This window comes from Buttiauxella sp. 3AFRM03 (genome assembly GCF_003675305.1).
Lineage (GTDB): Bacteria > Pseudomonadota > Gammaproteobacteria > Enterobacterales > Enterobacteriaceae > Buttiauxella > Buttiauxella ferragutiae.
This window is the reverse complement of sequence record NZ_CP033076.1, coordinates 3,683,290-3,698,601: the sequence shown is the minus strand read 5'-3', so window position 1 is coordinate 3,698,601 and position 15,312 is coordinate 3,683,290. Positions and strand designations below refer to the sequence as shown.

14 protein-coding genes and 1 pseudogene are annotated in these 15,312 nt (G+C 51.3%); 2 read left to right on the top strand and 13 right to left on the bottom strand.

Annotated features, from left to right (window positions below):
* Positions 1-118 precede the first annotated feature (118 nt).
* From nadR to serB, 3 genes are read right to left on the bottom strand one after another with little or no spacing between them, the layout of a single operon-like run.
* The gene (nadR, locus tag D8682_RS18795; RefSeq protein WP_064543361.1) at positions 119-1,351 is read right to left on the bottom strand and encodes a multifunctional transcriptional regulator/nicotinamide-nucleotide adenylyltransferase/ribosylnicotinamide kinase NadR; all 1,233 of its coding nucleotides are present in this window, start codon (positions 1,349-1,351) and stop codon (positions 119-121) included.
* A gap of 31 nt (positions 1,352-1,382) precedes the next feature.
* On the bottom strand, positions 1,383-2,765 hold the full coding sequence (gene radA, locus D8682_RS18790) for a DNA repair protein RadA (protein ID WP_064543359.1): 1,383 nt from the start codon (positions 2,763-2,765) through the stop codon (positions 1,383-1,385).
* Entirely contained in the window at positions 2,765-3,742 is a 978-nt protein-coding gene (serB, locus tag D8682_RS18785) for a phosphoserine phosphatase (protein WP_064543357.1), read from the bottom strand. The genes radA and serB overlap by 1 nt, the downstream gene beginning before the upstream one ends.
* 166 nt (positions 3,743-3,908) lie before the next feature.
* On the opposite strand from serB, the gene D8682_RS26800 reads away from it, so the two are divergent.
* Together D8682_RS26800 and lplA are read left to right on the top strand one after the other, a co-directional pair.
* Positions 3,909-4,562 carry a YtjB family periplasmic protein gene (locus tag D8682_RS26800; RefSeq protein WP_064543354.1) on the top strand — a complete coding sequence of 218 codons (654 nt, stop codon included), beginning with the start codon at positions 3,909-3,911 and terminating at the stop codon, positions 4,560-4,562.
* Between the two features lie 15 nt (positions 4,563-4,577).
* Complete coding sequence (gene lplA, locus D8682_RS26795) at positions 4,578-5,594, top strand: lipoate--protein ligase LplA (RefSeq protein WP_162303030.1); 1,017 nt, start codon at positions 4,578-4,580, stop codon at positions 5,592-5,594.
* Between the two features lie 77 nt (positions 5,595-5,671).
* Here lplA and D8682_RS18770 read toward each other — a convergent pair.
* From D8682_RS18770 to osmY, 10 genes and pseudogenes are all read right to left on the bottom strand, one after another.
* A pseudogene (locus tag D8682_RS18770) lies at positions 5,672-6,072 on the bottom strand (transcriptional regulator); the annotation flags it as partial.
* A gap of 51 nt (positions 6,073-6,123) precedes the next feature.
* Positions 6,124-6,843, bottom strand: a complete 720-nt coding sequence (gene deoD, locus D8682_RS18765) for a purine-nucleoside phosphorylase (protein WP_064543345.1) — start codon at positions 6,841-6,843, stop codon at positions 6,124-6,126.
* A gap of 194 nt (positions 6,844-7,037) precedes the next feature.
* Complete coding sequence (deoB, locus tag D8682_RS18755; RefSeq protein ID WP_064543343.1) at positions 7,038-8,261, bottom strand: phosphopentomutase; 1,224 nt, start codon at positions 8,259-8,261, stop codon at positions 7,038-7,040.
* A 73-nt stretch (positions 8,262-8,334) separates the two neighbouring features.
* Positions 8,335-9,654, bottom strand: coding sequence for a thymidine phosphorylase (deoA, locus tag D8682_RS18750; protein WP_121814864.1), 1,320 nt, complete (start codon positions 9,652-9,654; stop codon positions 8,335-8,337).
* Between the two features lie 58 nt (positions 9,655-9,712).
* The gene (gene deoC, locus D8682_RS18745) at positions 9,713-10,492 is read right to left on the bottom strand and encodes a deoxyribose-phosphate aldolase (RefSeq protein WP_064543339.1); all 780 of its coding nucleotides are present in this window, start codon (positions 10,490-10,492) and stop codon (positions 9,713-9,715) included.
* A gap of 340 nt (positions 10,493-10,832) precedes the next feature.
* Entirely contained in the window at positions 10,833-12,113 is a 1,281-nt protein-coding gene (locus tag D8682_RS18740) for a NupC/NupG family nucleoside CNT transporter (protein ID WP_064543337.1), read from the bottom strand.
* 168 nt (positions 12,114-12,281) lie between these two features.
* The gene (locus D8682_RS18735; protein WP_121814863.1) at positions 12,282-13,061 is read right to left on the bottom strand and encodes a TatD family hydrolase; all 780 of its coding nucleotides are present in this window, start codon (positions 13,059-13,061) and stop codon (positions 12,282-12,284) included.
* Positions 13,058-14,131 (bottom strand): patatin family protein, encoded by a 1,074-nt coding sequence (locus tag D8682_RS18730; RefSeq protein ID WP_121814862.1) that lies wholly within the window; start codon positions 14,129-14,131, stop codon positions 13,058-13,060. Before D8682_RS18730 ends, D8682_RS18735 begins: the two co-directional genes overlap by 4 nt.
* Positions 14,132-14,256: 125 nt before the next feature.
* The gene (locus tag D8682_RS18725) at positions 14,257-14,418 is read right to left on the bottom strand and encodes a DUF1328 domain-containing protein (protein ID WP_064513877.1); all 162 of its coding nucleotides are present in this window, start codon (positions 14,416-14,418) and stop codon (positions 14,257-14,259) included.
* A gap of 144 nt (positions 14,419-14,562) precedes the next feature.
* Positions 14,563-15,180, bottom strand: a complete 618-nt coding sequence (gene osmY, locus D8682_RS18720) for a molecular chaperone OsmY (protein ID WP_064543331.1) — start codon at positions 15,178-15,180, stop codon at positions 14,563-14,565.
* Between the last annotated feature and the right edge of the window lie 132 nt (positions 15,181-15,312).

Genomic DNA, 15,312 nt, shown 5'->3' with positions numbered 1-15,312 from the left:
GGTTTTCTCCCTCTCCCTCAGGCGAGGGAATTAAGCGGTTTTATCCCTCTCCCTCAGGCGAGGGAATTAAGCGGTTTTCTCCCTCTCCATCAGGGAGAGGGCCGGGGTGAGGGTTGTTTTATCCACGCTCGCCAATTAAGCCCTTCACCAAATCCACACAGCGCAAGAAGCGTGAATCGTAGTCAGACTCTTCCACATGCACGTAGCTAATGTTGTTTTCATTCAGCATCGACACCAGCAAGTTCTGGAAAGATTTCCTGTCGGTATCACTGCCAAGGCTGCGTAAACCATCCGCTACCCACGGCGTATTGTTTTCCAGCAAAATCACCAGATCAAAGCGGTACTCGTCGATCAGGGCCTGTACAAACGGGTGCTCACGCCCTTCATACTTTTTGCAGAACGCCTGAGTCGTCACAAAGTCAGTATCAATAAATGCGACTTTATTGGCGTATTTAACGGCAAAATCAACGTACTGAGCATGCCCAATAGCAATCTTGTCGTAGTCAGAATATTGCAGCGCCATCTCATCACCGCCAAGGTGCGAAAAGACGTAATCACGCCCATATTCCCAGGCACTGGTGGTATTAAAAATGTTGGCGAGCTTATTCACCATCCACGATTTACCGCTCGATTCGCCGCCCAGAATAGCCACGGTTCGCACAAAGAACGGTTTTACTTCGGTAGGAATGTATTCCCAATAGCGGAATGGGTTTTCGCGAATCTGCCCGCCGCTGATATTCATGAAGGTGCGCTTCGGGTCGATAAGCACCGTTTCAATGCCGAGCTGTTCAATAAAACGGGGCGCATCGCTCTCTTCGGAGGTATAGATGCAGTCGGGGTTAATCCCTTTGCTTTCCATGAACGCTTTGATACCGCGACTCCAGACATCCCAACCGTGCGGATACGGTTCCATCCCTTCTTCGTTAAACGAATGAATGCGGATATTTTTCTGATACTTGAAGGTCTGTAACAGCCAGCGCAGGCGGTCACCGGTGGTCGGTTGCTGCGACATCGCACTGTCTTCAAACAGCAAGCGATCGCGGGTTTCGTCATAGCCCATGATGATATGCAGTTCATCAACCTGGCTTGCCGCGCGCTGAATCAGATAGATATGGCCAGTATGCAACGGATAAAACTTACCGAATACCACGCCCACTTTTTTCTCACGCCGTGGAAATTCCAGCCCCAAAAAACGGTGCAATGCTTCCAGTTTCTGCGCGCTTGGGCTTTTGATTTTGGCGTTCAGTAACTGGCTAAGATAGCCCTTGGTCATGCCGCAGGATTCTGCAACTTGCTGTAGCGTAACGCTCTGCTGACGAATAGCAGTCTTCAGATAATCAAAAGACGACATGCTGCCTCCTGCAAAATTGGGCAAATATCAATTATAAGTCGTCAAACACCGACAACGCATCAGCCAGTTTTTTCACACCGAAGACCTGCATCCCTTCCGGTAGTTTTTTCGGCACGTTGGCCTGCGGCACAATCGCACGTTTAAAGCCGTGTTTTGCAGCTTCTGAAATACGCTCCTGGCCGCTTGGCACCGGACGAATTTCCCCGGCTAACCCGACTTCACCAAACACCACCAAATCTTGCGGCAAAGCACGGTTGCGCAGGCTGGAAACCATCGCCAACAACAAGGCAAGGTCAGCACTGGTTTCGGTGACTTTTACGCCACCGACCACGTTGACAAACACATCCTGGTCAGCCATTTGCAGGCCACCGTGGCGGTGCAAAACGGCCAGCAGAATCGCCAGGCGGTTTTGCTCAAGACCCACGGCGACACGGCGCGGGTTGGACATCATGGATTGATCCACCAGCGCCTGAATCTCTACCAGCAATGGGCGCGTGCCTTCCCACACCACCATAACCGAACTGCCGGGCGTCACTTCATCTCCACGGCTCAGGAAAATAGCGGAAGGGTTGCTCACTTCACGCAGCCCTTGCTCCGTCATGGCAAACACGCCCAACTCATTCACCGCACCAAAGCGGTTTTTGTGGCTGCGCAGCGTGCGGAAACGGGAATCGGCATCGCCATCGAGCATCACCGAGCAGTCGATACAGTGTTCGAGCACTTTTGGCCCGGCAAGCGAACCATCTTTGGTGACGTGGCCGACCATGATAATCGCCACACCGCGCGTTTTAGCAAAGCGCGTCAGATAAGCGGCTGACTCACGCACCTGCGCCACGCTGCCAGGCGACGACTGTACGTCGGCCATGTGCATCACCTGAATGGAGTCGATAACCATCAGCTTCGGCGCTTCTTCTTCGGCAATCATACAGATTTGTTCGATGCCAGTTTCCGAAAGCATATTCAGGTTATTGGTCGGCAACCCAAGACGGTGGGCGCGCATCGCCACCTGTTGCAGAGACTCTTCACCGGTGACGTACAACGTTTTCATCTGTTCGCTGAGCTTGCATAAGGTTTGCAACAGCAGCGTGGATTTACCTGCACCAGGATTACCACCAATCAGAATGGCACTTCCCGGCACCACACCGCCGCCTAACACGCGGTCAAACTCTTTAAAACCAGTAGAAAAACGCGGCAGCTCTTCGAGGCTGATTTCAGAAAGTTTTTGAACTTTACTGACGCCCGCACTACCGGCATAACCTGACAAACGCTCATTACGCGCAACCGTCGGCGAGGCGGCAATGCGCACCTCAGTGATCGTGTTCCATGCGTGACAGGCGCTACATTGCCCCTGCCAGCGAGGATAGTCTGCGCCGCACTCGTTGCAGACAAAGGCGCGTTTCGGAGCTTTTGCCATTAGCGTTCTTCCTGGATAAGGCTACCGGACAGAATGCAGAATACGCCCATCAAATCAGCATGACGGATGGTGACTTCTGTTTTCTCATTCACTTTAGGTTTAGCGTGGAAAGCAATGCCCAGGCCCGCCGATTGAATCATCGGTAAGTCATTCGCCCCATCACCAATCGCGACGGTTTGCGCGACGGGGATTTCGTATTTATCTGCCAGACGCTGGAGCGTTGTGGCTTTGAATTGTGCATCAACGATTTGACCGATGACTTCGCCAGTGAGCTTGCCGTCGCAGATTTCCAGCTCGTTTGCCACCACTGCATCTAAATGCAATTTGTCGCGCAGATATTCGGCGAAGAAGGTGAAACCACCGGAGGCAATCGCAACTTTCCAGCCAAGAGATTCAAGCTTAAGTACCAGTGACGTCAGCCCTGGCATCAACGGTAGTTCATCACGCACCTGGCGCAGAATAGACGCGTTAGCACCTTTAAGCGTGCCAACGCGTTGTTTCAAGCTTGCGGCAAAATCCAGCTCGCCACGCATCGCGCGCTCGGTGACTTCAGCCACCATTTCGCCAGTGCCTGCCAGTTTCGCGATTTCATCGATACATTCTATTTGGATGGCGGTGGAATCCATGTCCATCACCAGCAGGCCAGGCGTGCGCAGATGCGGGATTTTGCCCAGTGGCGCAACATCCAGACCGGCTTCGTGGGCAAGTTTGGTAGCGCGAGGAGTTAATGAACCGGCCAGGCGAATAACCTGATAATCTTCAACGCACCACGCGGTGACGATAACCATCGCCGCGCCTAACTTACGTTGATAGCGATTCAGGCACTCTTTATCCAGATTCCGACCATACAGAAGCCAGCCGCTGCGGCCAGCACGGTAATCGAGTGGCATAACTTCATCGCCACTTAACGATAGCGGCAAACCAGGCCAGAGAGATACGTCGGTTGGCAGGTCGCACCAGGTCAGACTATTCGGCATCACAACTCCAGGAAAGATTTAAGAGATAGCATTAATCATTCGGATTACAGCCAACACTGCAGCAATTCGAATGATTAAGGGTATTCGGAACAAAACAACGCATGAGGCTACCTTGTCCACGCCGCTTCTGGCAACATTAAAGTAAGCAATTTATTGAAGGTGCATTATGGCTCGGGCAAAAATGAAATTTAGGCTGCATCGTGCAGTGATTGTGCTTATCTGCCTCGCACTTTTAGTCGCACTGATGCAGGGCGCGTCGTGGTTTAGCCAGGGGCATCAACAAGCCCGGAACGTGCAACTTGAAGAACTGGCAAGAACCCTGGCACGGCAGGTGAGCTATAACCTGATTCCATTGATGAAGTCTGAAAATCCTGATGAGAAAAAGATTTCAACAGTGCTGAATTTATTGACTCAGGACAGCCGAATTCTGGATGCAGGTGTTTACGACAACGGCGGCAGCCAGGTCGCACATGCGGGCGAAGGGATCGCCGTGCGCGATCGACTCGCTCTGGATGGGAAAAAAGCGGGCAGTTATTTTAATCAGCAAATTGTTCAACCGATTGAAGATAAAGATGGGCCTGTAGGCTATCTACGCATCACGCTCGATACCCACACGCTACCCACTGAAGCCAAGCAAGTGGATAACACCACCAATATTTTGCGCCTGATGATGTTACTGGCGCTGGCAATTGGCATTGTGCTGACGCGCACGCTTTTGCAGGGCAAACGCACCCGCTGGCAACAATCTCCTTTTCTTCTGACGGCGAATACCGAAGTAAAAGAAGATGAGGAAGAACCGAGCGCCAATAAACCCCAATAAGAAAGGACTTCTGCTATGTCTACATTACGTCTGCTTATTTCGGACTCTTACGATCCCTGGTTCAACCTGGCGGTGGAAGAGTGTATTTTCCGCCAGATGCCTGCAACCCAGCGCGTGCTGTTCTTATGGCGCAACGCGGATACGGTGGTCATTGGCCGGGCGCAAAACCCGTGGAAAGAATGTAATACCCGGCGCATGGAAGAAGATAACGTGCGGCTGGCCAGACGCAGCAGCGGCGGCGGCGCGGTATTCCACGATTTGGGCAACACCTGTTTCACCTTTATGGCGGGAAAACCGGAATACGACAAAAGTGTGTCGACGGCCATTGTGGTGAATGCGCTTAATGCGCTCGGCATCAGTGCCACCGCTTCCGGACGCAATGATCTGGAAGTTGCCACCGCTGAGGGGGTGCGCAAAGTTTCCGGCTCGGCTTATAAGGAAACGATGGATCGCGGTTTCCATCACGGCACCTTGCTGTTGAATGCCGATTTAAGCCGCCTGGCAAACTACCTGAATCCAGACCAGAAAAAACTGCAGGCCAAAGGCATAACTTCAGTACGTGGACGAGTGGCAAACCTCAGCGATCTGCTGCCTGGCCTGACACACGAGCAAGTTTGCGATGCGGTACGCGAGTCATTTTTTGCCTTCTACGGCGAACAAGTGGCAGCAGAACATATTTCTCCTGATGCCCTGCCCGACCTACCCGGCTTTGCTGAAACCTTTGCCCGCCAAAGTAGCTGGGAATGGAATTTCGGCCAGGCTCCGGCATTTAGCCATTTACTGGATCAGCGTTTTACCTGGGGTGGTGTTGAACTGCATTTCGACGTTGAGAAAGGGCATATCACCCAAGCGAAAATATTCACAGACAGCCTAAATCCTGCGCCTCTTGAAGCGCTGGCCGCCCGTTTGCAGGGCTGTTTGTATCGCAGTGACATGTTGCAACAGCAATGCGAAACGCTGATTGCCGACTTCCCGGAACAAGAAATGGAATTACGTGAATTGAGCACGTGGATTGCGCAGACGGTGCGCTAGGCGAGTCGCTTAACGCTTGCCTCAACGGTATCAAGTTGCAATGACATCTCTCTGCAAAGCTCGCGAAACGCCGGGCTAATATCTTCCGGTAATCCTGTTTGCTGTGCTAAGCGCTTCCCCCACGCTCGCCCCAAAAAACCCTGAGGACGCAGATCGGTTAAATACCATGGGATACCGTTAAACCATTGCGCGGTGCCATTATTCAGTATCACCAGACAGCTTCCCTGCGCCAGATGGGATACAAGTCACCGAAACGCCAGGCCTGCCCCGCATCATCTATTTGCCACAATGGAAATTGCCGGATCTGGCGCACTGGTCTGATCCGGGCATATTGGGTCGCTCTGGCAGCGCCTGCTTTTATGACATCGCTTTCAGTATTCACCAGACGTGAAAACGTCGCCTGGCTGACACCCAAACGCTGGCGTAATGAGGTTGCAGTTTGTGGGCCATGCAGCAATAAATCTGTCAGAGCGCTCATATGAATAGATAATTTGAAAAGATAAAGGGTGCCGGAGCACCCTTTAAAATCTTACTCTTTGTCGCCCAGTAACACAGATTCAAGAGCGATCTTGATCATGTCGTTAAAGGTTGTCTGGCGCTCTTCAGCAGTAGTCTGCTCGTGAGTACGGATATGGTCAGACACGGTACAGATGGTCAGTGCTTTAGCACCAAATTCTGCTGCCACGCCGTAGATGCCCGCGGCTTCCATTTCCACACCCAGGATGCCGTATTTTTCCATCACGTCGAACATAGTCGGGTCTGGGGAGTAGAACAGGTCTGCAGAGAAGATGTTGCCCACGCGAGCATCAACGCCCAGCGCTTTAGCTGCATCAACCGCGTTACGCACCATGTCGAAGTCAGCGATTGCAGCGAAGTCATGGTCTTTGAAACGCAGACGGTTCACTTTGGAATCGGTGCAAGCACCCATGCCGATAACCACGTCACGCAATTTCACATCCATACGTACTGCACCGCAAGAACCCACACGGATGATTTTCTTCACGCCGAAATCTGTGATCAGCTCTTTGGTGTAAATCGAGCAGGATGGGATACCCATGCCGTGGCCCATTACAGAAATTTTGCGGCCTTTGTAAGTCCCGGTGAAGCCCAACATGCCACGCACGTTGTTCACTTCACGAACATCTTCAAGGAAAGTTTCAGCGATATGTTTTGCGCGCAGCGGGTCGCCAGGCATCAAAACGACGTCTGCGAAATCACCCATTTCTGCATTAATGTGTGGCGTTGCCATGTTTTTATTCCTTGTTTTAAGAGGTTAACGTCTGGGCGGATAAAACATCTCACCCAAATCTGTAATCCATATACCCTAAATAATTCGAGTCGCAGGTAGGCGGCAAGAAAGCGAATCCCCAGGAGCTTACTTGAGTAAGTGACTGGGGTGAGCTTTTGCAGCCAACACCCCTGCGGCTCGAAGAATGACGGGTATCACAGCATGTTCTTGCCGTAGTCCATATCTGAAACACCGAAGTGTTTCGCCACGGTCTGGCCGATATCCGCGAAGGTTTCACGATGGCCCAGAGAGCCAGCTTTCACTTTCGGGCCGTAGACCAATACCGGAATGTGTTCGCGAGTATGGTCAGTACCTTGCCAGGTTGGGTCACAACCGTGGTCAGCGGTGAGGATCAGAATATCGTCCTCTTTCAGCAATTCCATCAGTTCTGGCAGACGACGGTCGAACAGTTCCAGCGCGGCGGCATAACCTGCTACGTCACGACGGTGACCGTAAGAGGAGTCGAAATCGACGAAGTTGGTGAACACGATAGTGTCGTCACCCGCTTCTTTCATCTCGGTAATTGTCGCGTCAAACAGCGCATCCAGACCGGTCGCTTTCACTTTTTTGGTGATACCGACTTCAGCATAGATATCTGCGATTTTACCCACGGAAACAACCTGACCATTTTTCTCATCAACCAGTTTTTTCAACACGGTTGGTGCTGGCGGTTCAACAGCCAGATCATGGCGGTTGCCGGTACGCTGGAAGTTACCCGCTTTGTCACCAACAAACGGACGCGCGATAACGCGACCAATGTTGTAGCCGCCTTCGGTCAACTCTTCGCGGGCGATTTCGCACAGTTCGTAGAGTTTATCGAGGCCGTAGGTTTCTTCGTGGCAGGCAATCTGGAACACGGAGTCAGCGGAGGTATAGAAAATCGGCTTGCCGGTTTTCATATGCTCTTCGCCCAGTTCATCCAGAATCACAGTACCGGAAGAGTGGCAGTTACCGAGGTAACCTGGCAGGTTTGCGCGCTCGACCAGTTTATCCAGCAATTCTTGCGGGAAGCTGTTTTGGGTATCGGAGAAGTAGCCCCACTCGAACAGCACAGGAACACCGGCGATTTCCCAGTGGCCTGACGGAGTGTCTTTACCAGACGAAAGTTCATGCGCCCAACCGTATGCACCGATAACTTCTGCGTTACCGTCCATACCCGCCGGGATTTTACCGGTAGAACCTTCAGCCGCTTTCACCAGACCCAGGCGAGTCAGGTTAGGCAAATGCAGTGGCCCTTTACGGCCTTTGTCGGCTTCGCCATTTGCACAAGCTTGCGCGATATGGCCGAAGGTATCAGAGCCAACGTCGCCAAAGCGGTCAGCATCTTCAGTCGCGCCAATGCCGAAAGAGTCCAGCACCATAATAAATGCACGTTTCATAATTTCTCCTGCGTCGTTGCGCCTGAAACGCCCGAGAGCGTTTCAAAAAGTGATCAGATCAGTATGCCAGCATTTAGCTAATACGGCGATAAACGTCTGGCGTTTTAGCCGGTGCCGTATCGTTAACTTTAATTGCCGCTTTAACCGCACGAGCCGCTTCTTGCCACTGACTTTCGCTTGCAGCGTGAATCACCGCTAACGGGCGAGAAATCTCAACGCTATCGCCCAGGCGCACCATATCGGTGAAGCCGACGCTGTAATCCAGGGAATCAGAAGCCTGACGACGACCGCCGCCCATCGCTACCACCGCCATACCTAGCGCGCGGGTGTCCATTTCAGAGATGAAGCCATTTTTATCTGCATAAACCGCTTTGCTCAGCACGGCGGTTGGCAGGTACTTCGCATAGTTTTCGACGAAGTCTGTCGGGCCTTTTTGCGCCGCAACCATGCGACCAAACACTTCAGCCGCTTTACCGTTATCGAGCACCGCTTGCAGTTTCTGGCGGGCTTCGGCGTCATCTTTTGCCAGATTGCCGGAAAGTAACATTTCCACGCACAGCGCCATGGTGACTTCATGCAGGCGCGGGTTGCGGTATTCGCCGTTCAGGAATTGCACCGCTTCGCGCACTTCAACCGCATTACCTGCGCTGGAGGCCAGCACCTGGTTCATGTCGGTCAGCAGCGCAGTGGTTTTAACGCCTGCGCCATTTGCCACGCCAACAATCGCTTCGGCGAGCAATTCAGAAAGCTCATAAGTCGGCATAAATGCACCGCTGCCGACTTTCACGTCCATCACCAGCGCATCCAGGCCTTCGGCCAGTTTCTTCGCCAGAATGGAAGCGGTAATCAGCGGGATGGAGTCTACGGTCGCGGTAATGTCACGCGTGGCGTAGAAGCGTTTGTCCGCCGGAGCAAGCGAGTTTGTCTGGCCGATAATTGCCACGCCGACGTTTTTAATAATGTCGCGGAAACGGTTATCGTCCGGGAAAATATCAAATCCAGGGATTGCTTCGAGTTTATCGAGCGTACCGCCGGTATGGCCTAAACCACGGCCAGAAATCATTGGGATGTAACCGCCACATGCCGCCACCATTGGGCCAAGCATTAACGAAGTCACATCACCGACGCCGCCCGTTGAGTGTTTATCAACGATTGGGCCGTTCAGATTGAGGCTCTTCCAGTCCAGCACGGTTCCTGAATCTCGCATCGCCATGGTCAGAGATACGCGTTCCGGCATAGTCATGTCGTGGAAGAAAATGGTCATTGCCAGTGCTGCAATCTGCCCTTCAGAGATAGTGTTATCCCGAATACCATTGATGAAGAAACGAATTTCCTCATCGCTTAGCGCATGACCATCACGTTTTTTACGAATAATTTCTTGAGCGAGGAACAAGGTAACCCCCTGAATTCATCAGGTGAAATGCGGCGGGGAAACCGCCGCAAGGAAGAGATTAGTAGCCGCTTGCGCTTTTGCCGTCACCGTGACCCAGCGTTTTTAACAGGCTCGCGAGCAGGCTGGACGCACCAAAACGGTAGTGACGGGAATCAGCCCAGTCAGCACCAAACAGTTCATCCGCGATAGACAGGAACAGCGCCGCATCTTCAGCAGTACGCACGCCACCGGCTGGTTTGAAACCAACGGTTTTCTCAACGCCCATGTCACGGATCACTTCCATCATGATGCGAGCGCTTTCCGGCGTGGCATTGACCGGTACTTTACCGGTAGAGGTTTTGATGAAATCAGCACCGGCTTTGATAGAAATTTCCGACGCTTTACGAATCAGGGCTTCTTCTTTCAGCTCGCCGGTTTCGATGATCACTTTCAGCAAAACGTTTGCCGCAGCACAGGCTTCTTTACAGGCTTTCACCAGGTCAAAACCCACTTGTTCGTTACCCGCGATCAGCGCGCGGTATGGGAACACCACGTCAACTTCGTCGGCACCGTAAGCGATAGCCGCGCGGGTTTCAGCCAGCGCAATTTCGATGTCGTCGTTGCCGTGTGGGAAGTTGGTCACGGTAGCAATGCGGATCTCAGGAGTGCCCTGGGCATTCAGAGTTTTACGAGCAATTGGGATGAAACGAGGATAAATGCAGATCGCCGCAGTATTACCTACCGCTGTTTTGGCCTGATGACAAAGTGCTACCACTTTTTCATTGGTGTCATCGTCGTTCAGGGTAGTCAGGTCCATCAATTTCAGGGCACGCAGACTGCTTGCAGTTAAATCGGTCATAACACTCTCCAACAAAAGATATAGAAGTCTCTGGCTTCGAAACTCAACACGTTGGAGCGGACTTGGTTCCTTGAAGAGCAGAGGTAACACGGGTCACCGTCACGTTGAGATCCTTCTCACCGCACATCATATGTAGCAATGTTATAATTATAACATTCACCATCTTGATAATATTGTGTCTCGCTTCACAAAAGCCAAAGGAGAAATTACATGCTTTGTACAGTATATGTGATTTAACAAGGTTAGATAGAGTAAAAATGTGATTCAAATATAAAAAAATGGCCGGCAAAAGTGCCGACCATTGATTTCACAGGGATGTTATAATTTTAACATCACCTTTTTATAATGACAGGAACACCCCGGCAATTGTCGCACTCATCAGGTTAGACAAGGTACCTGCTGCTACAGCCTTCAGGCCAAGCTGAGCAATATCGTGACGGCGGTTTGGAGCCATGCTTCCCAGGCCACCAATCAGGATAGCGATAGAAGAAAGGTTAGCAAAACCACACAGCGCGAAGGAAATAATGGCTTTGGTGTGATCTGAAAGAACTTGCAGGCCTGCTGCCGCAACGGTGGCGTCATCTTTCAGGTATTCCCCGAAGTTCAGGTAGGCGACAAATTCGTTGATGATCAGTTTTTGGCCGATGAAGGAACCCGCAACGTTAGCTTCGCTCCATGGCACACCGATAACCCACGCCAGCGGTGAGAACACCCAACCAAGGATCAGTTCCATCGACAGTTGCGGGTAGTTAAACAACCAGCCGCCAATGCCAGAAAGCATCCCGTTCAGTAAGGCAATCAGAGCCACAAACGCCAGCAACATTGCGCCTACGTTTAGAGCCAACTGCATACCCGAAGCTGCACCTGATGCCGCAGCATCCAGCACGTTCGCTGGGCGATCTGGATCATTTTTCATGGATTCCAGCTCTGGTGCATCGTTTGGTGTTTCTGTTTCAGGCAGGATGATTTTTGCAAACAGTAAACCGCCGGGTGCCGCCATGAAGGATGCTGCAATCAGATATTCTAGCGGTACGCCCATTTGTGCGTAACCGGCCAACACGGAACCTGCCACGGATGCCAAACCACCACACATGACGGCGAAAAGTTCTGAACGCGTCATGGTCGCGATATAAGGACGGACCACCAGCGGAGCTTCAGTCTGGCCAACAAAGATGTTGGCTGTCGCAGACAGGGATTCAGTGCGAGAGGTTTTCAGCAACTTACGCAGGCCGCCGCCGAGAACACGAATCACTAACTGCATGATGCCCAAGTAGTAAAGCACTGCAATCAGTGAGGAAAAGAAGACAATAATTGGCAGAACGCGCAGGGCAAATACAAAGCCGCCGCCGCCAAAGACTTCGAACATTTTGTCCGAAACCAGGCCACCAAACAGGAAGGAAATACCGGCGTTACCGTAAGCGATAACGTTAGCGACACCTTCAGACATGGCCAACAGAACTTTACGACCGACCGGAACATACAGGATAAGAGCACCGATGCCGACCTGGATAATCCATGCGCCCAGAACAGTGCGAAGATTTATCGCTTTGCGATGACTGGAAAGTAAAACGGCGATCAGCAGCAGAACGATCATGCCGATCAATCCCATGAAGAGTTGCATACAGAATCCCTGTGTATTAGTTGATAAAAGTGAAAGCGAGCTAAAAACCGACAACTGGCGGGATTATAGCGGCAGGGAAGCCAGCAAATGGAACGGCAATCACGTATTTATACACATTCATGGAAACGTTTATCTTATAAGGTGAGCTGGATCACATTTTGTTACTGACTATTTCAGATTGAATAATTCATTGCAGTTATGAATGAAAGTATTTGCGATAACATCCGCAGGTTCAGAACGGAGAGAACAAAGGGTTTGAAAAACCTCAACAATGCGTTCCGGACGATTAGCCTGTCCTTGCCAGCCATTGAGTGGCATATCGGGCGCATCCGTTTCCAGCACCAACGCGCTGAGCGGTAGTTGCGCCATCACATCGCGCGTTTTGCTGGCTCGCGGATAGGTTATGGTTCCCCCCACTCCAATCTTGTAGCCCAATGCCACAAAACGTTCAGCCTGTTGCAGGCTGCCCGAAAAACCATGCACCACACCGGCTCGCGGTAAATCGTGGCGTTTTAAATGGGCAGCGAGTTTGTCGTGGGTACGACGTGAATGAAGGATGACCGGCAAATCATAACGTTTTGCCAGCTTTAACTGCGCATCGAGCATCGCTTCTTGTTTCTCAAAAAGCGGATTATCCATATAGAGATCAAGACCGATCTCGCCAATTGCCACAAGCTTTTTCGGACGTTGTTGCAGATGATGTTCCAGCAACGCCAGTGACGCATCCTGGTGTTTGTGAATCACAATCGGGTGCAAGCCCAGCGCGGCATACAACGGCGGATAATTGTCGGCCAGAGCCAGAACGACACCAAAGCGCTCGGCTTCAATGGCCGGAACGATAATTTTTTCGACACCCGCTTGTGCAGCAAGCGCCAGACTACTGGCTTCGTTATTGCTAAACGGCGGGAAGTCGAAGTGACAATGCGTATCGTAAAAAGTCATTGTCACGCCGTACCTTCATTATTAAAGGTGGAATCGTTCGCCTCTGGGGTTTCAATCACCGCCTGAGATAAAGGCTCATGCGTCACGATTCCCGGCGCCACCACAACCGGGCCTGGCACGATAATACGCGGATGATGGCGTTTTATCGGCGGTTGAGCCGCCAGCAGTTTACCCACGGTAGCAAGGAAATAGCGCCCGCATAAACGGCCCGTTTTATAGTCCGTATTCAGCGCGGGCATTCGGCTGCCAAGCGCCATGCTCATCAGTGGCTTCGGCGGATAGATTTCGAAAATACGCAGTTTGCCCGGTGGCTTTTCAATAAAATTCTGTATCTCACGATAACTTGCCTCGTGATGTTTCACCAAATGGAGCAACGGTTGCAGGCTGCTATCGCCAAGCCAGCGCTCCATGCGTTTAAACCATTCAGGCGTGTAATACATTTGCGAAGGAACAGTACGGATAACCACCAACGTATCAGCCCCCAGGCGCACGGCTTCGCGAACCGGAATCGCATCGCTTATTCCACCATCCTGATAACCGATGCCATCAATCTCTACCCCGCTACGGTAAAAACCCGGGATGGCGCTGGAGGCTTTGAGGATATTCAGCCAACTTGTGCTGTTCGGCGAAAAGTAACCTGGGGTGTAATCATCACTGCGACAGGCGCACATATAGAACGCTTTACCGGACTCAAACAGTTTTTCCGCGCTCGACATTGAGAGCGGAATTTTTGACGATGTGGCCTCAACCAGCCAGTCGAGATCGATAAGATGCCCGCCACGCACAAAGCGCAGAGGATCAAAAAATTCACGGGTCGTGGTAAAACGGGTGATCACTCTTCTGGCATAACCAGGCTGGTCACAAACATAAGCGGAAAGGTTTTGCGCACCCGCGGAGGTGCCTAAGAAGAGATCGAACGGGTTGAAGTTAGCGCGCATAAACTCGTCCAGCACGCCGGCTGTAAATATCCCACGCTGCCCGCCACCTTCACAAATAATGGCGAGTTTTCCTGGACGAAACGTTGGAAGCGCAAGCGGCGCAATGTTGCCGAGCGTTACGGGTATTCTTTGTCCCACCCTGCTTTCCTTAATCTAAAGGATATTTATTATTGGTTATTTGTTAGTCGCTTAAAAACGCGAGAGCCAGTCTAAATAGACTGGCTCTCTGGTCTGTCTCTAATGGTTATAGCACGTAAAAATCGCTATGGGCGTTTTCGGCCCATAAACAGGCTAACCAGGAACAGAATAATACCTACCACAAAGACAATTTTTGCAGCACCTGCCGCAGTACCCGCAAGAGTACCAAAACCCAGAGCTGCTGCAATCAACGCAATGACCAGAAAAATAATGCCCCAACGAAACATAAGCCTCTCCTTAACCATAGTGAACCCGAATCGCTTCTGGATGGGTGCGGGATGCGCACTCATTGGCGATATTTGGTATTGATGTTGCTTACTTGGTTACTGACTCCCCCGGCATAACCAGAGGAGAAAGTTTCGATTGATCGGTTACTTCACTTTCAGGTCGTTTTTGACGCTTTTAACGCCATCAACTGCTTTGGCAACACTTTCAGCCCGCTCGGACTGCGCGCTTGATTCCACAGTACCCGATAGCTGGACTACACCTTCGGTGGTTTCAACTTTCACATGGCGCGAAGGCACGATGTCGTCTGCTAAAAGTTTAGCTTTAATTTCGCTGGTGGTAGCAGTATCGCCTGCATAACCGCTGACTGATTTATCGGCCCCGTCACGCACATGCAGTTTGTCGCTGACAGAAGAGACCCCTTCCACGCCTTTGGCAACTGTTACGGCCTGCTCAGCCTGCGCCTGGCTTTCAACGAACCCACTTAACGTGACGATTTTTTTGTCGGTTTTCACTGAGATATCGGTACTTTTAATATCTTTGTGATCGACTAGGGCGGCTTTCACTTTCGCAGTGATAGCGCTGTCATCCATGAAATTACCGACGTCTTTTACGGAGCTATCAATTTTTTCGCCTGCTGTGTCCGCTGTCGATTCGGTTTTGTTAAGCATCTTGTCTTCTGCTAAAGCGCTACCGCTTGCCAGCACAGAGCCAAGAACAACAGCTAACAGAGTTTTAGAAATCTTAGTCGTAGTCATAGTCATCGATTAATTCCTATAGTTTTGCTCACAATTTGAGCACAAGCCTTAACGTAACGGCTTTCCTTAAACCTCAGGCCAAGTGTTACGGCCCAAAAATTTTCCGTTCAGTTTTTAATAACGCCAATAAAAATTAGA